This is a genomic window from Streptomyces sp. NPDC044719 (genome assembly GCF_056433405.1).
Window position 1 is genome coordinate 506,372 of sequence record NZ_JBWKHE010000006.1, and the last position, 20,947, is coordinate 527,318.

General features: G+C 71.1%; 16 protein-coding genes. 7 read left to right on the forward strand and 9 right to left on the reverse strand.

Annotated features, from left to right (window positions below; all coding sequences use genetic code 11):
* Both AC07DF_RS25860 and AC07DF_RS25865 read left to right on the forward strand, forming a co-directional pair.
* Nucleotides 1-1,152, forward strand: coding sequence for a glycosyltransferase (locus AC07DF_RS25860; RefSeq protein WP_478975841.1), 1,152 nt, complete (start codon nt 1-3; stop codon nt 1,150-1,152).
* Nucleotides 1,149-1,805 carry a YveK family protein gene (locus tag AC07DF_RS25865; RefSeq protein ID WP_478975844.1) on the forward strand — a complete coding sequence of 219 codons (657 nt, stop codon included), beginning with the start codon at nt 1,149-1,151 and terminating at the stop codon, nt 1,803-1,805. Before AC07DF_RS25860 ends, AC07DF_RS25865 begins: the two co-directional genes overlap by 4 nt.
* 29 nt (nt 1,806-1,834) lie before the next feature.
* Here AC07DF_RS25865 and AC07DF_RS25870 read toward each other — a convergent pair whose 3' ends face one another.
* A complete protein-coding gene (locus AC07DF_RS25870; protein ID WP_478975847.1) occupies nt 1,835-3,097 on the reverse strand; it encodes a glycoside hydrolase family 26 protein in 1,263 nt (420 codons plus the stop codon).
* Nucleotides 3,098-3,266: 169 nt separating this feature from the next.
* On the opposite strand from AC07DF_RS25870, the gene AC07DF_RS25875 reads away from it, so the two are divergent.
* Nucleotides 3,267-4,535 carry a carboxylate--amine ligase gene (locus tag AC07DF_RS25875; RefSeq protein ID WP_478975850.1) on the forward strand — a complete coding sequence of 423 codons (1,269 nt, stop codon included), beginning with the start codon at nt 3,267-3,269 and terminating at the stop codon, nt 4,533-4,535.
* Nucleotides 4,535-5,800 (forward strand): NAD(P)-binding domain-containing protein, encoded by a 1,266-nt coding sequence (locus tag AC07DF_RS25880; protein WP_478975853.1) that lies wholly within the window; start codon nt 4,535-4,537, stop codon nt 5,798-5,800. The genes AC07DF_RS25875 and AC07DF_RS25880 overlap by 1 nt, the downstream gene beginning before the upstream one ends.
* Nucleotides 5,801-5,990: 190 nt before the next feature.
* Here AC07DF_RS25880 and AC07DF_RS25885 read toward each other — a convergent pair whose 3' ends face one another.
* The 4 genes from AC07DF_RS25885 to AC07DF_RS25900 form a co-directional block, all read right to left on the reverse strand.
* The gene (locus tag AC07DF_RS25885) at nt 5,991-6,716 is read right to left on the reverse strand and encodes a chaplin (protein ID WP_478975856.1); all 726 of its coding nucleotides are present in this window, start codon (nt 6,714-6,716) and stop codon (nt 5,991-5,993) included.
* A 147-nt stretch (nt 6,717-6,863) separates the two neighbouring features.
* Complete coding sequence (locus AC07DF_RS25890) at nt 6,864-8,372, reverse strand: vWA domain-containing protein (protein WP_478975859.1); 1,509 nt, start codon at nt 8,370-8,372, stop codon at nt 6,864-6,866.
* A 148-nt stretch (nt 8,373-8,520) separates the two neighbouring features.
* Nucleotides 8,521-9,387: an ABC transporter permease gene (locus AC07DF_RS25895; RefSeq protein WP_478975862.1), complete on the reverse strand. Its 867-nt coding sequence runs from the start codon at nt 9,385-9,387 to the stop codon at nt 8,521-8,523.
* Nucleotides 9,384-12,041: a CocE/NonD family hydrolase gene (locus tag AC07DF_RS25900; protein ID WP_478975865.1), complete on the reverse strand. Its 2,658-nt coding sequence runs from the start codon at nt 12,039-12,041 to the stop codon at nt 9,384-9,386. Before AC07DF_RS25900 ends, AC07DF_RS25895 begins: the two co-directional genes overlap by 4 nt.
* Before the next feature lie 256 nt (nt 12,042-12,297).
* Between AC07DF_RS25900 and AC07DF_RS25905 the strand changes: the two genes are divergently transcribed.
* The 3 genes from AC07DF_RS25905 to AC07DF_RS25915 all read left to right on the forward strand — a co-directional run bounded on the left by AC07DF_RS25905 (nt 12,298) and on the right by AC07DF_RS25915 (nt 15,124).
* Nucleotides 12,298-13,026, forward strand: coding sequence for a hypothetical protein (locus AC07DF_RS25905; protein WP_478975868.1), 729 nt, complete (start codon nt 12,298-12,300; stop codon nt 13,024-13,026).
* A 74-nt stretch (nt 13,027-13,100) separates the two neighbouring features.
* Nucleotides 13,101-14,297, forward strand: coding sequence for an FxsB family cyclophane-forming radical SAM/SPASM peptide maturase (locus AC07DF_RS25910; RefSeq protein WP_478975871.1), 1,197 nt, complete (start codon nt 13,101-13,103; stop codon nt 14,295-14,297).
* Between the two features lie 50 nt (nt 14,298-14,347).
* Complete coding sequence (locus AC07DF_RS25915) at nt 14,348-15,124, forward strand: AAC(3) family N-acetyltransferase (RefSeq protein ID WP_478975874.1); 777 nt, start codon at nt 14,348-14,350, stop codon at nt 15,122-15,124.
* Nucleotides 15,125-15,139: 15 nt separating this feature from the next.
* On the opposite strand, the gene AC07DF_RS25920 is transcribed toward AC07DF_RS25915, so the two are convergent.
* The 4 genes from AC07DF_RS25920 to iolB all read right to left on the reverse strand — a co-directional run bounded on the left by AC07DF_RS25920 (nt 15,140) and on the right by iolB (nt 20,941).
* On the reverse strand, nt 15,140-16,540 hold the full coding sequence (locus AC07DF_RS25920) for an APC family permease (protein ID WP_478975877.1): 1,401 nt from the start codon (nt 16,538-16,540) through the stop codon (nt 15,140-15,142).
* A gap of 194 nt (nt 16,541-16,734) precedes the next feature.
* Entirely contained in the window at nt 16,735-18,237 is a 1,503-nt protein-coding gene (mmsA, locus tag AC07DF_RS25925; protein WP_478975880.1) for a CoA-acylating methylmalonate-semialdehyde dehydrogenase, read from the reverse strand.
* Between the two features lie 14 nt (nt 18,238-18,251).
* Complete coding sequence (gene iolD, locus AC07DF_RS25930) at nt 18,252-20,132, reverse strand: 3D-(3,5/4)-trihydroxycyclohexane-1,2-dione acylhydrolase (decyclizing) (RefSeq protein ID WP_478975883.1); 1,881 nt, start codon at nt 20,130-20,132, stop codon at nt 18,252-18,254.
* On the reverse strand, nt 20,129-20,941 hold the full coding sequence (gene iolB, locus AC07DF_RS25935; RefSeq protein ID WP_478975886.1) for a 5-deoxy-glucuronate isomerase: 813 nt from the start codon (nt 20,939-20,941) through the stop codon (nt 20,129-20,131). The genes iolD and iolB overlap by 4 nt, the downstream gene beginning before the upstream one ends.
* Between the last annotated feature and the right edge of the window lie 6 nt (nt 20,942-20,947).

The window sequence follows — 20,947 nt, forward strand, 5'->3', positions numbered from 1 at the left end:
ATGAGGGCTCTGCACATCATCACCGGGCTCGGCGTGGGCGGCGCCGAGCAGCAGTTGCGTCTGCTGCTGCGTCATCTGCCCGTCGACTGCGACGTCGTGACGCTCACCAACCCCGGCGCGGTCGCCGAGGGCCTCACCGCCGACGGTGTGCGCGTCACCCACCTCGGCATGGGCGGCAACCGCGACCTGGGCGCGCTGCCCCGGCTGGTCCGGCTGATCCGCTCCGGCGGCTACGACCTGGTGCACACGCACCTGTACCGGGCCTGTGTCTATGGGCGGTTCGCCGCACGCCTCGCCGGGGTGCGGGCGGTCGTCGCCACCGAGCACTCCCTGGGCGACTCGCAGATGGAGGGCCGCAGGCTGACGGCGGGGGTGCGCCGGCTGTACCTCGCCAGCGAGCGGCTGGGTTCGGCGACGGTCGCCGTCTCCCCGACGGTGGCCGGCCGCCTGGAGCGCTGGGGCGTGCCGGCGCCGCGCATCGAGGTCGTCCCGAACGGCATCGACCTGGAGCGGTTCCGCTTCGACGCCGAGCGGCGCGAGCGTACCCGCCGGTACCTCGGCCTGCCGGAGGGCGCGTGGGTCGTCGGCGGCGTCGGCCGGCTCAGCCGGGGGAAGCGGTTCGACGTCCTGGTGCGCGCGCTCACGCTGCTCCCGAAGGACCACTGGCTGCTGCTCGTCGGCGGCGGCCCCGAGGAGCCGGTCCTGCGCCGCACGGCCCAGGAGGCCGGTGTGGCCGGCCGGGTCGTGTTCACCGGGGAACGTCCCTACGTGCCCGACGGTTCGCCGGGCCCCGACCTGCCCTCGCTCACCTCGGCCATGGACCTGCTCGCCTCCCCGTCCACCGAGGAGGCCTTCGGCCTGGCGGCCGTGGAGGCACTGGCCGCCGGCCTGCCCGTGCTCTACGCCTCCTGCCCGGCCATCGAGGACGTACGGCCGCCCGCCTCCGCCGGTGTCCGGCGGGTGAGCGGCGGCCCCGAGGCGTATGCCCGTGCGATCGCCGAGGTCCGGGCGGCCGGTGCCCGGCCGCGCACGGCCTCGGAGGTCGCGCACCACTACAGCATCACCCACTGCGCGGCCCGTCTCACGGACGTGTACGCGGCAGCGGTCTCCAGTTCGACGTCCCCCTCTTCACCGGGAGCCAACTCCTCATGACCGACACTCCGATCCGTCAGCACCGCCTGTCCCTGGCTCGCCTCAGGGAGCTTCCCCTGTGGTCCGTGGTCGCGGCAGGCACCCTCGTCGGGGGCCTGCTCGGCGGTTCGTACGGCCTGCTCACCCCCTCGACGTACACGGCCACCAGCTACGTCATCGCCGTGCCCGCGGGGAAGTCCTCGCCGGACGCCGCCCTCGGGTTCGCCCAGGCGTACGGCCGGGTCGCCACGCAGCTCGCGGTGCTCGGGGACGCGCAGGTGTACGCGGGCGTGCCGGTGCGCACCCTGCAGCGCAGTGTGCGCACGGCGACCTCGCCGGACGCGCCGATGGTCGCCGTTTCGGCCACCTCCTCGCGCCCCGAGCTCGCCGTCGACATGGCCAACGCGGTCACCCGCTCGCTGACCCGGCACGCGGACGACAGCCGGGGCAACACCCATGTGCGGCTCGTGCAGTTCTCGCGGGCGGTGGAGCCGAGCGAGCCGACCTCCACATCAACGGCGGTGACCGGTCTGGTCGGCGCGAGCGCGGGCGGTCTGCTGGGCGGCCTGGCCCTGCTGGCGCGGCCGAGGAAGAACGGCCAGGAGGACGATCCGGCCCCGGCCCCGTCGGTGCCGAGCCCGGCCGCCGCCGCCGATGTCCGCGGACAACGGTGACGACGGCGGGCCGCGTCGGATCAGCCGGACTACCACCAGTCGAAGCGCAGACAGAGCTTCCCGCCGAGCCACTCCTCCACCCAGCTGCCCAGGTCCAGCGGCGTGCAGTCCGCCGGGGGCGGCGGTGTGCCGGGCGGGGTCGGCTTCGGTGTGGGCGTGAGGGGCGGGTTCGCCTGGTCGGTACGGCCGAACAGGGCGGACCGGTAGAGCTGGGCCGACTTCGGGTTGGCCCCGCACTGCCACACACCGTGCGGGCAGTAGTCGGTCAGCGTGTTGTAGAGCGGCTTGTGCTCCTCCATCCAGGCGAGCATGCTCCGCATGTAATCGGCATTGTCACCGTTGCGGAAGAGCCCCCATTCCGGATAGGAAATGGGTTTGCCGTGAGCCTTGGCGAAATCCACATGGTCCTGCAACCCGTAGGGCTCTTTCACCTGTTGTTCGAACGACATCCCGGCAGGCTGGTCATAAGAATCCATGCCAATGATGTCGACCGTGTCGTCCCCCGGATAGCATTTCGTCCAGGGAACGGCGTCACGGCCACGGCTCGGCGTGAAATCGAACCGAAATTCCTGACCTGGCACGGAACGCATGGTGGTGACGATCCTGTTCCAGTACTTCTTCCAGGCCTCCGGGTCCGGCCCACAGCGATGGGTGTACGTGGTGCCGTTCATCTCCCAGCCGAGCACGAGGACCGTGTCCGGCACCTTCAACTCCACCAGCCGCTCGGCGAGGACACGGAAGTGGTGATCGAACTCCCCGGCCGCGCCCCGTTGCAGCAGCCGCCGGACCTCGCTGTCGGAGACGCCCTCCTCGTTGCGCTCCTGCATGGGGACGTTGAGGACGAGCATCCGGTCGGCCTTCTTGTTGCGCCAGTGCGCCCACACGTCCAGGAACCCGGGAGCGCCCTCGATGTCGCGCCAGCGGTGGCCCGGCAGATAGGTGTGGCCGGCGCGCAGCTCCGTACCGCCCAGCCAGTGGCTGAACAGCGGCATCCGGGCCACGCCCCGGGCATCGGACTTGAGGAAGACACCGAAGGCCGGGGCCTCCTCGACCGCCGCCGGGGTGGTGGCGGCCGGGGCCGGTGTCGACGGCTGGGGGACGGCCGGTGGCGTGACGGCCGAGGGCGTGGGCACGGGCGGCGGGGGTGGGGTCGGCGCCGGAGCCCTGGGTTCGGCGGCTCGCGCCACCCCCGCCCCGGCCACGGGGCCGGACGCCAGGGCGGCCGACGCGGCGACCGCCGCCGCCCCCAAGGCCAGCCGGCGGACCCCGGCCCGCTTGTGCTGTGGGGCCATGCCTGCTCCATTCTTCGCTCTCGTCCGGACTACTGCCTTGGCTTTTGTTATTGACGGGCAGTCATATGAAGTCAGTCACAGAAAAGGCAATGGCGCCACTGCCGTTGCGGCTTTCGAGTGCCGGGCTCGCCCGAGCGGGTGAGCCGACCGGAAAAGAAAGAGAGAATTCGTGTCGCTGCTCGACACCCGCGTCCCCGCTGTAGTAATGCGGATCGACCGGAACCCTTTTCACCACGGAACGCTGGGGGCCGCGCGTTCGCTCGGCAGGGCGGGCGTGGAGGTACACGTCGTCGCTGATTCCGCGGGAAGTCCCGTCGGCGCGTCACGCTACGTACGCCATATGCATTCCCCGCCGCTCCCGGGAGCCTCCCCCGACGACATCCTCGCCGTGCTGCGCCGCGTGGCAGAGCACATCGGGCGGCCCGCCGTCCTGGTCCCGATGGACGACGCGAGCGCGATCGCCGTGGGCCGGATGCGGGACGAACTCGCCCCCTCCTATCTGCTGCCGGCGATGCCGGGCACCCTGGCCGAGCGCGTCGCCGACAAAGCCGAACTGGCCGCCGTGTGCGCGGCCGTCGACGTCCCGTACCCGGAGACGCTGGTCCCGGACAGCCCGGCGGAGGTCGCCGACGCCATGCGGCGGCTCGGGCTGCCGGTGGTGGCGAAGTGGAGCCGGCCCTGGCTGCTGCCCGCCGGCAGCGGACTGCGCAGCACGGTGCTGGTGAAGTCCGTGCAGCAGGCCCGGGAGCTGTTCCTGCGCACCGGCGAGGCGGGCAGCCGGCTGCTGCTCCAGGCGTATCTGGCACCGGGACCGGACCGGGACTGGTTCTTCCACGGCTACGCCGACCACGCGGGGACCGTGCGCGCGGGCGGCCCCGGCCGCAAGCAGCTGGCCTGGCCGCGCGGGGCGGGACTGACCGCGGTGGGCTGCTGGACGCCCAACGCACAGGTGCAGGCGCTGGCCGAGCGGCTCACCGACGAACTGGGCTACCGGGGCATCTTCGACCTCGACTTCCGCCGCTGCGGCACGACGGGCCGCTACCACCTGCTCGACTTCAACCCGCGCACCGGCGCCCAGTTCCGGCTCTTCGCGGACAGCGCGGGTCTTGACGTCGTACGAGCCCTGCACCTGGACCTGACGGGCCGTCCGCTGCCGGACGGGTCCCCGCTGGCCGGGCGGACGTTCGTGGTGGAGAACTACGCGCCACTGGCCGCCCTGGGCTCGGTGCCGGGCGGACGCGAACGCGAACTGGCCTGGTACGCCGGGGACGACCGCGCCCCCGGACGGGTCATGTGGGCCCTGTGGTGCCGGCATGTGTCCCGTCGGCTGCGTGAACGGCTGGGCACGACGACGCCGGCGGTGACGGCGCCGGCGCCCCGGCTGATCCCCCGGGCGGCCTCGCCCTCCCTGACCGACAACGAGAAAGCGAGCAGTTGATGTACGACCTTCTGGTGGTGGGCGCAGGCCCGTACGGCCTGTCGATCGCGTCCCATGCCGCGGCCGCCGGGCTGAACCTGCGCGTGTTCGGCCGGCCCATGGCGTCCTGGCGGGACAACATGCCCCGTGGCATGTTCCTGAAGTCGGAGCCGTGGGCGTCCAACCTCTCCGACCCGGCCGGGCGGTGGCGTCTGGACGTCTACTGCGCGGAGCAGGGGCTGACGGCGCGTCACGCGAAGCCGATCCCGGTCGAGGCGTTCGCGCAGTACGGCCTGTGGTTCGCGCGCAACGCCGTGCCGGGGGTGGACGAGCGCACGGTGACCCGCGTGGCGGCCGGACCCGGCGGCTTCACGGCGATCGCCGAGGACGGCGAGGAGGTGCAGGCGCGGGCGGTGGCCCTGGCGGTGGGTGTGATGCCGTTCGTCGAGGTACCGCAGGCCCTGCGCGGACTGCACCCCGCGCTGGTGACGCACAGCAGCCACCACAGCGACCTCGACCGGTTCCGCGGCAAGGACGTCACGGTGATCGGCGGCGGCCAGGCGGCCCTGGAGACGGCGGCGCTGCTCGCCGAACAGGGCACGCGGGTGCGTGTGCTGGCCCGGGCGGAACAGCTGGTGTGGAACGATGTGCCGCCGCCCTGGGAGCGCCCCTGGTGGCAGTCGGCCCGCTCCCCGCACAGCGGCCTCGGCCCCGGCTGGCGGAACTGGTTCTACGCGGAGCGCCCGGGCCTGTTCCGGCGGCTGCCGGAGCCGACCCGGGCACGCATCGCGACCACCGCGCTGGGACCGGCGGGCGCCTGGTGGGTGCGGGACCGGGTGGAGGGTGTGGTGGAGCTTCTGCCGGGCCATGAGGTCGCCGCGGCCTCCGCGGTGCCGGGCGGGGTCCGGCTGGACACGGTGAGCCGTACGGGCGCACCGCGCAGCCTGGAGACCGAGCACGTCATCGCCGCCACGGGGTTCCGGCCGCGCTGCGACCGGCTCGGACTGCTCGCCCCCGAGCTGCGCGGCTCGCTGGCGGCGCTGCCCGACGGCTCCCCGGAGGTCGGGCACAGCTTCGAGTCCTCCCACCCGGGGCTGTTCCTCGCGGGCCTGGTCACGGCCTCGGGCTTCGGCCCGGCGATGCGCTTCGTCCAGGGCGCGGCCTTCACGGCGTCGACGCTCGTCGCGGGAGTACGCCGCCGGCTCGGTGCGATGCCGGCGGCCGGCACCGTCCCCGCGCCGGTGGACGGCAACCGGAGCGAGTCGGTGTCGCCGGTACACCGCTGACGGGGAACCACACGAGGGCCCACGGGCCGCTGACGGCTGCGGAGCCGTCAGCGGCCCCTCCCTGTGCGGGGCCCTGCGGTCGGCAGACGCGGGGACGGGACGGCCGACACCCCCCGGTCGTGATCGACGGGGGGTGCGGGTGGGGCGGAGCGCGGGTGCCGGACGGATCGCGTCCGGCACCCGGGAACAGCTACCGGGACGAGGTGGTGCGACCGCGGCGGTACATGATCACTCCGCCGACGATCAGGGCGGCGCTGGCGGCGGACGCGGCCGCCAGGGCCTCACTGCCGGTCTCGGCCAGCTGGGGCAGCGGGCCCTCCTCCACTTCCTCTTCCTGGGAGGTGGACGAGGTCTCGGTGTCCGGAGTCGTGGAGTCCGGGGTCTCGTGGTCCGGCCTGGAGGGGACCTCCTTGACCGGGGGCGTCTTCTCCTCGTCCGTCGACGGGGTGTCGTGGCCGTGGTCGTGGCCGTGGCCGTAACCGCCGCCGGACGACTCGTTCTCGCAGTCGTTGCCGTACGCCGTGTTGAACAGCGCGCCGCCGTTGACGGAGTTGCCGCACACGTTCGCGGGCACGTCGACCGGCAGCTGAACGTTGTTCCCGGAGCCCACACCGGGAGAACCCTTCACGACCGCCGACGCGTCCGCGCCCGCTCCGTCGTGCTTCGACTTGTGCGAGGTGTTCTTGCAGGAGTTGCCGATCGCCTTGTTGAGCGCCGCGAGTCCGTTGACGGTGTTGCCGCACAGGTTCACCGGCACGTGGACCGGCACCTGCACGCTGTTCCCGGAGAGCACGCCAGGCGAGTCCTTCGCCACGCCCGACGCGTCGGCGTCAGCCAGAGCGGGGCTGCCGTACAGGGACAGAATCCCCGTGGCGGCGGCCGCCGCGAACGCTCCCTTGCTCAGGGTCTGTCGCAATGTAGTTGTCCTCCTGCTTGAAGAATGGGGCAGTGGCGAAAGATCGCAGCGCCGCCCGCTCTACTGCCTCATCAACCCGGCACGGGAGGATTGGTTCCGCAGGTTCACCCGGTTGGCCCGCCGCGCGGGGGAAGGCCGGGAGGCTTCTCAGTCCCGCCCTCGGGCCGCCTGTCCGATCGCCTCGGCGAGGTCGTCCACGGCCCTGTCCCCGGTGCGGTCCGCCAACGCGCGGGCGCGGTCGGCGAGTTCTCCGAATCCGGCCGGGGCTCCCGGGACACCGTCTTCTCCCGAGCGCAGGGCGTCGGCGAAGTAGGCCGCCGTCGCGGTGACCTGGAAGCGGCTCGGGGCGTCCCGCAGGGAGTCGTGCAGGGCGTCGGCCTCGAGGTCGCCCGACTCCTCGTGGGGGGCGCGGGTGTCCGGGTCGAGCCAGCGGACGGTGGCGGTGGCGAGGTGGCCCTCGGCACCCGGCTCGGTGCGAACGGCGTACAGGGCGGTGACGGTGTGGCCGGGGCCGACCTCGCCGCCGTCGACACGGTCGTCACGGAAGTCCTCGTCGGCGACGCGGCGGTTGTCGTAGCCGATCAGACGGAACTCCTCGACGGTCTCCGGGTCGAAGGCGACCTGGGCCTTGGCGTCGCGGGCGGTGAGGTCGACGTGGCGCGGGAGCTGCTCGCAGAAGACCTTGCGGGCCTCGCCCGGGCCGGACACGTACACGGTGTGGCCGTCGCCCTTGTCGGCGAGGTTCTCCATGAGGGCGTCGCCGTAGTCGCTGCCCACGCCGACGCCGAAGAGGGTGATGCCGTGCTCACGGCGTTCGCCGGAGATCCGTTCCAGGATGGCGTCGGCGTCGGTGTCGCCGGTGTTGGCGAGGGCGTCGGAGACGAGGACGACCCGGTTGGTGGCGCCCTCGCGCAGGCCCTCGACGGCCTGTTCGTAGCCGGTCTCGACGCCCGCGCCCAGGTTGGTGGAGTTCTGGATCTCCAGCTCGGCGATGGCGTCGTGGACCTCGTCGCGGTTGCCGTCGAGGCGGGTCATGGGCAGGACGGTCTCGGCCTCGTCGCTGAAGGTGACGAGAGCGACCGAGTCGTCGTCGCGCAGCCGGTCCGTCATCACGGCGAGGGACTCCTGGGCGAGGTCCAGACGGCCCGGTTCGGCCATGGAGCCGGAGACGTCGATGACGAAGGTGAGGGCGGCGGGCGGGCGTTCGCCGGTGCGTTGCGCGGAGCGGGTGGCGAGGCCGACGCGGACCAGGGACCAGTCCTCGTCGTCGGTGCGGGCGCCGTCGACGGTGACCGAGAAGCCGTCGCCGTCCGGGCGTTCGTAGTCCTGGCGGAAGCTGTTGACGAACTCCTCAGGGCGGACCGTGGAGGGGTCGGGGAACCGGCCGTCGGCGAGGGCGCGGCGGGCGTAGTCGTAGGAGGCGGTGTCGACGTCGAGGGCGAAGGTGGAGAGGTGACGGGGGTTCTCCCGGCGGTAGTCCTCCTGCTCGCTGAGTTCGTCGCCGTGCGTGGGTGCGGTCAGGCCCGAGCTGTAGCCGTCGCGGTCGGTCGCCCTGCTGCCCCCGCTGCTGTCGGCGCCTGCGCTGCACGCGGTGAGCAGCAGTCCGCTCGCCGCCGTCAAGGCGAGCACCAGTTTTCGTGTCCGGTACCTCTCCATCGTCCGTGCCCCCTGGGTCCGTTGGTGTCGGCTTCTTGCGACTGTGACGGCGCAGGGGGTCAGAACGTGCGGTACGGGGTGTTGCGGAAGCGTCTCGAAGCGGCCACGGAGACGGCCCTTCGAGACCGGTGGGAGATCCTCCGTTGACCTAGGAGACGACGTCCTTGCGGGCGAAACCGCGGAAGGCCAGGGCGAACAGTACGAGCGCGTACGTTACGGAGATCGACGTGCCCTGGATCATGTCCGACCACTCCAGTTGCGGCCGGACGGCGTCGAGCCAGGCGTACTGCCAGTGCGCGGGCAGGAAGTGGCGCCAGTCGCCGAGGGCCGTCACCTCGTCGAGGACGCTGCCGATGATGGTCAGGAACACCGCGCCGCCGACCGCGCCGAGCGGTGCGTCCGTCCGGGTCGACAGATAGAACGCCAGGGCGGCGGTGACCAGTTGGGACACCATGATGTACGCGACGACGATCAGGATGCGCTGGGCCGCCGTGCCCGTGGACAGACTGCCGCCGGTGGGGAGTTCGAGCGGGCCCCAGCCGTAGGCCGCCGTGCCGACGGCGAGGGCGACGACCGGGAGCAGGACCATTGCCGCGAAGCTCAGGGTGAGTCCGACGGCGAGCTTGGACCACAGCAGCCGGGCCCGGGGCACGGGGGCCGCGAGCAGGTAGCGCAGGGAGGACCAGCTGGCTTCCGAGGCGACGGTGTCCCCGCAGAACAGGGCGACGGGGATGACCAGCAGGAAGCCGGCGGCGGAGAACAGGTTGACCGCGGCGAAGTTCGCCCCGGACGCCGTCGCCGTGTCCATGAGGTTCACGCGGTTGTTGCTGCCGCCCGGGGCGCCGCCGACCTGGAAGGCGATGAGCAGGATGACCGGCAGGGCGAACAGGACGCCGCCCATGACCATCGTGCGGCGCCGCTTCAGCTGCCGGACCAGCTCGACGCGGAAGGGCAGGGTACGGCCCGCGCGGTAGCCGTCGGCGACCTCGACGGGCGGCTCGGCGAGCTTGCTCATGCTTCGGCTCCGATCAGGGTGAGGAAGGCGTCCTCCAGGCGGCGGTGAGGGCCGACCGACCGCACCGGTACGTCGAGCCGTACTAGTTCGGCGACCAGGCGCTGCGGGGAGCCGTCGGCGTCGAGCTGGACCAGGAGACCCTCGTCGGTGCGCACGGCCGAGGCGACGCCCGGCAGGGCGGTGACCTTCTCCACGACGGGCTCGTCCACGGGCGTGGCCGTGCCGACCAGCAGCGTGTTGCCCGAGCCGACGATGTCCTCGACCGGGCCCGCCTGGACGAGCTGTCCGTGGTCCATCACGACCAGGTGGGTGCAGGTCTGCTCCACCTCCGCGAGGAGGTGGCTGGAGACGATGACCGTGCGGCCCGCGGCGGCGTAGCGGATCATCACCTCGCGCATCTCGCGGATCTGGGGCGGGTCCAGGCCGTTGGTCGGTTCGTCGAGGATGAGCAGGTCCGGCATGCCGAGCATGGCCTGGGCGATGGCGAGGCGCTGGCGCATGCCCTGGGAGTAGGTGCGCACCGCGCGGGCGAGCGCGTCGCCCAGGCCCGCGATCTCCAGGGCCTCCTCCATGTGGGCGTCCTCGGCGGGGCGTCCGGTGGCGCGCCAGTACAGCTCCAGGTTCTCGCGGCCGGACAGGTGCGGCAGGAAGCCCGCGCCCTCGACGAAGGCGCCGACCCGGGAGAGGACCGGGGCGCCCGCGCTGATGGCGTGGCCGAAGACGCGGATCTCGCCGCCGTCCGGCTTGATCAGGCCCATCAGCATGCGCAGGGTGGTGGTCTTGCCGGCGCCGTTGGGGCCGAGGAGGCCCAGCACCTGGCCCTTCTCCACGCGGAACGACAGGTCCTTGACCGCGTACCGCTCGGACGACTTCGCGTAGCGCTTGGTCAGGTCCGTGATCTGCAGCGGGACTTCGGCGAGCCCGGGGTCGGGCGGGGCGGGGGCGGCGGTGCGGCGGTGGCCGGTGACCAGCAGGGCCAGGGCGATCACGGCGCCGGCGATCGGCATCCACCACACCCAGGCGGGCAGCCCGCCCTCGGTGTCGCGCTGGCCGAGGGCCGAGGGGACCTTCAGATCACCCTTGAGGGAGACGGTGTACGTCGCCGGGGAAGCCGGGGAGGCGTAGCCGAGGTCCGTCGAGGCGAGGACCAGGCGCAGCCGGTGGCCGTCGTCGACCTCGTGGTCGATCGCCGGGAGGGTGATGGTCACGTCCTTGCCGGCCTTGGCGCCCTCGACCCTGAGTGGCGTGACGAGCTGGGAGGGCAGGACCGGCTGGGAGCCGCCGCCCGGCCCGACGTCGTAGACCTTCGCGAAGAGCACGGCGTCGTCGCTGGTGGACTTCACATGGACGGTGGCGGTGGGCGAGCCGGTGATCTGGACGTCTTCGCTGAAGGGGGCCGACTCGAACGCGGCGAACTGGCCGGGGAAGTCCAGCGAGATGCCGATGCCGAGCGTGGAGAGCTGGCTGAGGCCGCCGGCGCCGCCGAGGCCGGGCAGGGCGGAGACGCCGGGCGGGCTGGCGCCGGGCGGGTTGTCGAAGCGCTGCTCACGGCCGGCCAGGGCGATGGAGCGCTGCTCGGCCTCCAGGCCGGGGTAGCGGTCCGAGGTCACGCCGGTCAGACGGGGTTCGCCGTCGCCGGAGCCCGTGCCGAGGGTGCGGGTGACGCGGAAGGCGGGGCCGGTGTCGGCGGCCTTGTCGTCCTTCAGATAGCGGTCGAACCAGGACGTGACGCGGTCCTGGACGCGGCCGGTCTCCATGTCTCCGCCGTCGTGCCCGCCCGCGATCCAGTCGACGTCGACGGGGGCGCCGCCCGCGCGGATGGCCTTCGCGGCCTGGTCGGCCTGGCCGAGCGGGAAGAGGGAGTCGGACTGGCCCTGCATCAGCAGGGTCGGCACGTCGATGTCCTTGCCCACGGCGGACGGTGAGCGCTCCTCCAGCAGCTTGCGCGCCTCGGCGTCCGGGTTGCCCGACTCGGCGACCCGCTCGTACATCCGGCACAGCGCGGGTTCGAACTTCTCGCAGCCGCCGCCGGAGTTGACGAAGATGCCCGCCCACAGCTTCTTGAACACGCCGTTCGGGAACAGCGCGTCGGCGAGGTTCCAGTACGTGATCGCCGGGGCGATGGCGTCGACCCGGTCGTCGTGTCCCGCCGTCAGCAGCGCGATGGCGCCGCCGTAGGAGCCGCCGGCCATGCCCACGCGTGGATCTCCGGGCTTGTCCAGCTCGACCTGGGGCTGCTTCGCCAGCCAGTCGATGAGTTTCGAGACGTCGGCGACCTCGCCCTTGGGGTCGTTCAGGCCGATCTTCCCGTTCGACTTGCCGAAGCCGCGTGCCGACCAGGTCAGGACCGCGTAGCCGTCTCTGGCGAGGCCCTCGGCCTGCTGCCGTACGTCGTTCTTGCTGCCGCCGAAGCCGTGGCCGAGCAGCACGGCGGGGCGGCGGCGGTCTCCTCCGGAGGTGAAGAACGAGGTGTCGACGCGCACGCCGTCGCCGGTGGCCAGGGTCCGGTCTTCGCGGTGGACCGGGGGCGTCTCGTCGTCGGCGACGGCCGTCCACGTTCCCGCGCCCGCGAGGACGACGACGGCGGCCCCGGCGGCGAGGAGCCTCCGGGGCCTCCGAAGCAGCCCGTGGAGTCCGGGCAGTCGAAGATCCATGCGTCAACGGTACGGGGTCAACCTGTCGAACACTTGTCGACCGGAGACGGAAGTGGCACCCCTCCCAGGGGAGTACGAGCCCCTGCCGCTGTACCGCGTCCGCAGTACGGAGATCGCGGCCGCCTTTACGACAATTACACCGGCGGCCACATGAGCACCGACGTGAGAATGTCCAGAAAGTGCCTGGGGGATAAATTTCCCTGCTGCCATGCTGTGCCGCACCCGAGTGCCCGTTGAGCGAAAGCGGGAAAACCCTATGCCAGGTGGCACCACCCTGCCGGGTTCAGGACATCTCGACGACCGTCAGCATCGAATACACCGAAGCCCGCTCCTCTTCACAGCACCTGTTGTTCTGCTCACCGCACTCGTCGCCATGACCGTCTGGGAGATGGTCATGAGCAACCTGCCTCCGGCCGTCAGGCAGGAGTGGCCCTGGCGGCTCTCCCTACTCGACCAGGAGGCCCTGGGAAGCCTGCTCGCCGTGGCACTCGGCTTCGTCTTCGCACGCGCCCAGTACGCACGGACGGTGCGGCCCGTGATCGGCTGGAGCGGCCAGGTGAGCAGTGCTGCGCAGGGCATGAGCAGCAAGCTCGTATGGGTCGTCGAAATACGCAGCGGAACCACGCACAACGCCGTGGCCGAGAGCGTCGAGTACTACGTCCAGCCACGAGACGCGGAGATCCCTCCCGAGAACGTCCCGTGGCACGGCTACCAGAAGGCCATCGACACACTGGAGACCATGGGCCTGCAGATCGGCAAGGACTTCGATATCAACCCCCTCGGCTCCGGCTTCCCGCTCAGCGCCACCAACGACAAAGGTTTGTACGCAGCTCGCCTGTCCATCCATGCGATCTCGATGCTGGATAATCTGTACATCCGGCTCCGGGTGACCGACGGCGTAGGGGATACCCATGAACGAATTCTGCACTGCCTACGTGGAGCTGAAATCGAAATGCGCAGCGCCCTGGCCGTCGACGAGTCGTGAGCGGGATTCGACCGCTACCGCACAGGGCCGGGTGGAAGCCGAGTGCCCCGTACAGAGAACGGAGTCGGGTGACCATGACCAAGGCTGCTCCGTCACGTTCAGTTCCTGCATCTGACATGCATGCAGCCGGGGCCGGGCCGGCATTACGGCAGTTCGTCGTCAAGGTACACAGTCGCTGCGACTTGGCATGCGACCACTGCTACGTCTACCAGCACGCGGATCACAGCTGGCGAGAACGGCCCCAGGTCATGTCCCGTGACGTCGTCGCCCTGACCGCCGCGAGAATCGCCGAGCACGCGACGGCTCACCGGCTGGACACCGTGCACGTGGTTCTGCACGGCGGCGAACCGCTTCTCGTGGGGCACTCGGGACTGCGCCGGATCGCGCGGGAATTCCGGGCCGCACTCGAGGGCCACTGCCGGCTGGATCTACGGCTCCAGACGAACGCCGTCCGTCTGGACGAGCAGTTCTGTGAGATCTTCCGGGCCTACGACATCAAGGTCGGCGTATCGATGGACGGCGACCGGACCGCGCACGACCGGCATCGCCGCTTCGCGGACGGACGCGGCAGTCACGACCGCGTCCTGAGCGCCTTGCAGCTTTTCCAGGAACCGCGCTACCGAGACTCGTTCGCGGGAATTCTCTGCACGATCGACCCCGAGAACGATCCCCTGCGGACCTACGAGGCCCTGCTCGCACTGAACCCTCCGAAGATCGACTTTCTGCTGCCGCACGCCACATGGGACAACCCGCCTCCGCGGTCGGCCCCGGAAGCGACTCCGTACGCGGATTGGCTGATCACCATCGCCGAACAGTGGTTCGCCACCGAGCGTCCGGTGCCGGTGCGGCTCTTCGATTCAGTGCTGAGCCTCCTGAGAGGCGGCCCTTCGCTCGTCGAGTCGACGGGAACGGACGCGGTCGAACTCGTGGTGATCGAAACCGACGGGACGTTCGAGCAGGCCGATTCCCTCAAGGTGGCGTATCACGGGGCCCCCGCGACAGGGATGGCCGTCTTCTCCCACAGCCTGGACGACGTCGCCGACCATCCGGGTATGCGGAATCGCCGACGCGGCGTCGCGGGCCTCTGCACCACCTGTAGGTCATGTCCCGTGGTGACGACGTGCGGAGGAGGGCTCTACGCCCATCGTTTCGCAGCGGGGAACGGTTTTGACAACCCCTCCGTCTTCTGCCGCGACCTGATGAAACTGATTTCCCGTTTCCAGGACCGGCTCGTGAGCCCATCGCGGCAGGCCGATTCGGAAAGGTCATGATGCAGAGACTCCACGACCGTTCACATCCATCAGCCCTCGATGAAGCCACCATGACCGCTGAACTCCGGGCGGCGGGCATTGGCGCCGGAGACGTTCTCCTCACACACTCGTCGCTGCGCAGCCTCGGCCCGGTGCAGGACGGGAGCCGGGCGGTGGTGCGAGCGCTGCGTACTGCGCTCGGCCCCGAAGGCACGCTCGTGGTGCCCACCTTCACGCCCGAGAACTCGGACACCTCACGGGCCTATCTCCAGCGCGTCCAAGGGTGCACCCGGCAACAGGTGGCGGAACTGCGAAGGAGGATGCCGCCCTACGACCCGCAGCACACACCTGCCCCGTCGATGGGACGCCTGGCCGAAGAGGTGCGGACCCACCCCGACGCGATGCGCAGCGACCATCCCCAGACGTCGTTCGCCGCCCTCGGCCCTCTCGCCCAGAAGGTCGTCTCCGATCACTCCGCCAGTTGCCACCTCGGGGAACTCTCCCCACTGGCCCGGCTGTACGAGGAGCACGCCAAGGTGCTCCTCCTCGGAGTGGGGTTCGCCTTCTGCACCGCGTTCCACCTGGCCGAGTACCGGGTGCCGGACCGGCCTCTGCGGGAGTACCACTGCGTCGTCCGGGCCCGGGGCGAACGCACCTGGTGGAGTTACACGGATGTGGCGCTCGACGACAGCGACTTCGCGGAGCTGGGCTCGTCGTTCGAGCGGAGCGGGGCGTCTGTCACGGCGGGCACGGTCGGACGTGCCGCCGTCAGGGTGTTTCCCCTGCGGGACGCCGTCGATCACGCGGTGGCGTGGTTGCCCGTTCATCGCCCGGGCCAGCGGGCGTAGGGCTGCCGCCAATCCTCAGTCCCGGGCGTCCTCGGGGACCGTCACCAGCCAGCGCGTGTTCTTGCGCGGGCGGAGGTACAACGCCCAGTACAGGGTCGCCGCTGCTGTGATGCCGCCCGTCCAGAGCAGGTACGTCGGGTCCTGCTGGACCAGGATGTACACCAGGACCACGATCAGGAGGACCGGGGCCGCCGGCCACAGGGGCATGCGCCAGGCCTGGGTGTGGCGGTGCGGGTCGCGGCGGGTGCGCAGGGCGGCGATCGCGACCAGCAGGTACATGCCGGTGACCGAGACGCCCGTGACGCCGTACAGGGTGTCCAGGTTCACGAAGCACAGGGCCGCGCCCGGGACGCCCACGGCGAGGGTGGAGACCCAGGGGGAGCCGAAGCGGCCGAGGCGGGAGAGGAGGGTGTTCACCGGGGCGGGCCAGGCCTTGTCGCGGGCCGAGGCGAACAGGACGCGGGAGTTCTGGATGACCATGACGATCCCGGCGTTGATGATCGCCAGGGCCACGCAGAGGCTGACGAACGTGCCGACGGCCGAGTTGGACCAGGCGGTGACCATGGTGCCGATGTCACCGCCGGTCAGGGCGGCGAGGTCGGGCGCGCCCAGGGTGATCGCGGCGACCGGGACCAGGATGATCACGGCGGAGATGGCGAGGGTGGCCAGGACCGTACGGGCGACCGTGCGGCGCGGGTTCTCCAGTTCCTCGGAGAGGTAGACGGCGGTGGAGAAGCCCTGGGTGACGAACAAGGCGATCGCGAGTCCGGAGACCACGAGCAGGGCAGTGACGGTGTCCGGGGCGCCGCTCGGGCCGGCCACCTCCATGGAGACCAGGCTGTCCGGGCCGCGCTCGGCGTGGGCGAAGCCCAGTACCGCCACGACGGCCGCCGCGATGACCTCCAGGACCAGGAAGACGCCGGTGATCCAGGCGTTGGCCCGCAGGTCGAGCAGGCCGGCGAGGGTGGCGAGCAGCATGACCGAGGCGCCCGTCCAGGACGGGTCGAGGTGGGCGACCGGGGCGAGGTAGTCGGCCGTGCCCATCGCGATGACCGGCGGGACGATCATCACGACCAGGAGCGAGAGGACGAAGACGAGCCAGCCGGCGAGGCGCCCGGCCATCATCGAGACCATCGCGTACTCGCCGCCGGCGCTGGGGATGAGCGTGCCCAGCTCCGAGTAACAGAACGCCACCGCGACGCAGAGCAGCGAGCCGACGGCGATGGTGAGGGCCGTGGCGGTGCCGAGCGATCCGAACAGGTCGGGGACCACCACGAACAGCGTGGAGGCGGGGGTCACGCAGGAGAGGGTGAGGAGGGTGCCGCCGACGACTCCGATGGAGCGCTTGAGCTTCCTGGGGTGACTGTCCGGCGCGTGCGCCACGGCTGTCTCGACAGGACGGAGCGTGTCGGTCATGCGGCGATTCCCATCGGCTCGGCGGTGAACGTGCGCAGCATCGAACCCCGACGAAAAGCAGCACGTCAATGCCTCTTTGCCTGCGAAATCCGCAGCAGAAAGGCAATCTGATTGCCCTTTTGAGCACTCTGAGGTCAGCGGGAACAGGTCCGGGGGCGCCTGCGAGAACCGCAGGCGCCCCCGGAGAAAAAACCTCAGTGGTTGCGCGGGAAGCCCAGGTCAACGCCCGCCGGGGCGTCGGCCGGGTCCGGCCAGCGGGTGGTGACGACCTTGCCGCGGGTGTAGAAGTGCGTGCCGTCGTTGCCGTAGATGTGGTGGTCGCCGAAGAGCGAGTCCTTCCAGCCGCCGAAGCTGTGGTAGCCGACGGGGACCGGGATCGGGACGTTGATGCCGACCATGCCGGCCTCGACCTCCAGCTGGAAGCGGCGGGCCGCGCCGCCGTCCCGGGTGAAGATCGCGGTGCCGTTGCCGAACGGGGAGGCGTTGATCAGGTCCAGGGCCTCCTCGTAGGTCTCGGTGCGCAGCACGGTCAGCACCGGGCCGAAGATCTCGTCCTGGTAGGCCTTCGCGGACGTGGGCACCTTGTCGAGCAGCGAGATGCCGATCCAGTGGCCGTCCTCGAAGCCGTCGACCGTGTGGCCGGTGCCGTCCAGGACGACCTCGCAGCCCTCTGCCGCCGCGCCCTCGACGTAGGAGGCGACCTTGTCGCGGTGGACCTTGGTGATGAGCGGGCCCATCTCGGAGGTCGGGTCGTCGCCGGGGCCGATCTTGATCTTCTCGGCGCGCTCGCGGATCTTCTCCACCAGTTCGTCGCCGATCGAGCCGACCGCGACGACGGCGGAGATGGCCATGCAGCGCTCGCCGGCCGAGCCGTAGGCGGCGGACACGGCGGCGTCGGCCGCGGCGTCCAGGTCGGCGTCCGGGAGGACCAGCATGTGGTTCTTGGCGCCGCCCAGGGCCTGGACGCGCTTGCCGTTCGCGGAGGCCGTGGTGTGGATGTAGCGGGCGATCGGGGTCGAGCCGACGAAGGAGACGGCCTTGACGTCCGGGTGCTCCAGGAGGCGGTCGACGGCCACCTTGTCGCCGTGGACGACGTTGAAGACGCCGTCGGGCAGGCCCGCCTCCGACAGCAGCTCGGCGATCTTCAGCGAGGCCGACGGGTCCTTCTCGGACGGCTTCAGCACGAAGGTGTTGCCGCAGGCGATGGCGATGGGGAACATCCACATCGGCACCATCGCCGGGAAGTTGAACGGGGTGATGCCCACTACGACGCCGAGCGGCTGACGGATCGAGGAGACGTCCACGCGGCTCGCGACCTGCGTGGACAGTTCGCCCTTGAGCTGGACGTTGATGCCGCAGGCCAGGTCGACGATCTCCAGGCCGCGGGCCACCTCGCCGAGCGCGTCGCTGTGCACCTTGCCGTGCTCGGCGGTGATCAGCTCGGCGATCGCGTCCCGGTTGGCGTCCAGCAGCGCGCGGAACTTGAACAGGATCGAGGTCCGCTGCGCCAGCGAGGACTGGCCCCAGGTGGCGTAGGCCTCCTTGGCGGCGGCGACCGCCGCGTCCACCTCGTCCACCGAGGCGAAGGCGACCTTCGTCGTCACCGCGCCGGTCGCCGGGTTGGTCACCGGCCCGTGCTTGCCCGAGGCGCCTTCGACGGTCTTGCCGCCGATCCAGTGGTTGACGATCTTCGTCATGGCCGGGAACTCCTTCACAGATGGCGGCGTCGGGTGGAGACGTGCCGTTCGTACAGCTCACGTGCCTTGACCGCGGACGGCCGTGTCGCGGTCTCGGCCACGGGTACATCCCACCAGGCCTGCGCGGGAGGCGCGCCCGACACTGTGTCTGCCGTTTGGGTCTCGACGTAGACACATGTGGGAGTGTCGGCGGCCCGGGCCTCGGCGAGGGCCTCCCGCAGGTCCCGTACGGTCTTCGCGCGCAGGACGCGCATGCCGAGGCTGGCCGCGTTGGCGGCGAGGTCCACCGGCAGCGGCGGCCCCGTGTACGTGCCGTCCTCGGACGGGTAGCGGTAGGCGGTGCCGAACCGCTCGCCGCCGACCGACTCGGACAGTCCGCCGATGGACGCGTAGCCGTGGTTCTGGATGATCAGGACCTTGATCGCGATGCCCTCCTGCACGGCCGTCACGATCTCGGTCGGCATCATCAGATACGTGCCGTCGCCGACCAGCGCCCACACGGGCCGGTCCGGGGCGGCCATCTTCACGCCGATCGCGGCCGGGATCTCGTAGCCCATGCAGGAGTAGCCGTACTCCAGGTGGTATTGGTCGCAGGAGCGCGTCCGCCACAGTTTGTGCAGGTCGCCGGGGAGGGAACCGGCCGCGTTGATGAGGATGTCCGACTCGTCGGCGAGCTCGTCCAGGGCGCCGAGGACCTGCGGCTGACTGGGGCGGGTGTCCGGTTCGTCCACCTCGTAGCAGGCGTCGACGCGCTGCTCCCAGCGCTCCTTGTCCTCGGTGTACTCGGTGGCGTAGGAGTCGGCGACCCGGTACGCGTGCAGGCGGAGGGCGTCGGTGAGTTCCGTGAGGCCGCTGCGGGCGTCGGCGACGAGGGGCTGACCGGCGAGCTTGTGGCCGTCGAAGGACGCGATGTTGAGGTTGAGGAACCGGACGTTCTCGCCGGCGAAGAGGGTGCCGGAGGCGGTGGTGAAGTCGGTGTACCTGGTCCCCACGCCGATCACCAGGTCGGCGGTGCGGGCCAGCTCGTCCGCCGTCGCCGTGCCGGTGTGCCCGACGCCGCCGACGTCCTGGGGGTGGTCGTGGCGCAGGGAGCCCTTGCCCGCCTGGGTGGAGGCGACCGGGATGCCGGTGGTCCCGGCGAACTCGGCGAGGGCCTCCTCGGCGCGGCTGTGGTGGACGCCGCCGCCCGCTACGACCAAGGGCCTGGCGGCCGCGCGGATGATCCGTACCGCCTCGGCGAGTTCCGCCGGGTCGGCGCCGGGACGCCGTACGGTCCAGACGCGCTCGGCGAAGAACTCCTCCGGCCAGTCGTACGCCTCGGCCTGCACGTCCTGGGGCAGCGCGAGGGTGACGGCGCCGGTCTCGACGGGGTCGGTGAGGACGCGCATCGCGTTCAAGGCGGAGGGCATCAGGGCCTCCGGCCGGGTGATCCGGTCGAAGTACTTCGACACCGGGCGCAGACAGTCGTTGACCGACACGTCGCCCGCGTACGGCACTTCGAGCTGCTGCAGGACCGGGTCGGCGGGGCGGGCCGCGAACACGTCGCCGGGCAGGAGCAGCACCGGCAGGTGGTTGACGGTCGCGAGGGCGGCGCCGGTGACCAGGTTGGTGGCGCCCGGGCCGATGGAGGTCGTGACCGCGTGCGTGGACATCCGGTTGGACTGCCGGGCGTAGCCGACCGCGGCGTGCACCATGGCCTGTTCGTTGCGCCCCTGGTGGTACGGCATCGCGTCGGGGTACTCCAGGAGCGCCTGCCCGATACCGGCGACGTTGCCGTGGCCGAAGATGCCCCAGGTGGCGCCGATGAGCCGCTGGCGTACGCCGTCGCGTTGGGTGTACTGGGCGGCGAGGAAACGAACCAGCGCTTGCGCGACGGTCAGCCGGGTCGTCGTCATCGGTACCCCTCCGTATGGTCCGGGTGGAAGCAGATCCGCCACTCCCTCGTGTCACCCGGGCCCGCCATGACATTCAGGTAGTACATGTCGTGGCCGGGCTGGGCGATGGACGGGCCGTGCCATCCGTCGGGGACGAGGACGGCGTCGCCGGAGCGGACCTCCGTGAGGACGTCGGAGCCGCCCTCGCGCGAAGGGAATACGCGCTGATAGCCGAAACCGTTCGGGCCGTCGATCTCGAAGTAGTAGATCTCCTCCAGCTCCGACTCCTCGCCGGGGCGGTGCTCGTCGTGCTTGTGCGGCGGGTACGAGGACCAGTTGCCGCCGGGGGTGACCACCTCGACGGCGATGAGCTTGTCGCAGTCGAAGGCGTCGGCCGAGGCGAAGTTGCGGACGTGCCGCAGGCTGGTGCCGCTGCCACGCCGCTCGACGGGGACCTCCGGCGCGGGGCCGTAGCGGGCGGGGAGTTGTCGCTCGCACTTCGCTCCTGCCAAAGCAAAGCGGCCTCCCGCGCCGGAGGCGATCTGGGCCCGGGCGTCACGGGGCGCGTACGCGAAGTCGGTGGCCGACGCGAACACGCTCCTCCTGCCCGAGAGGTGGAACTCTTCGTCTTCGACGCGCACGGTGCACGCGCCCCGCAGGGGCAGCACGATCCACTCGCTGTCCCCGGTGGTGAAGGTGTGGGTGCCGCCCCGTGCCAGCTCCACGATCCGCAGGCTGCAGTGCGTCCAGCCGGCCCGCTTGGGGTCGATGTCCAGGACGTAGTTCACATCGCCGGTGGTGCCCTTGGGAACGTACAGCTCACTGGTCATGAAGCG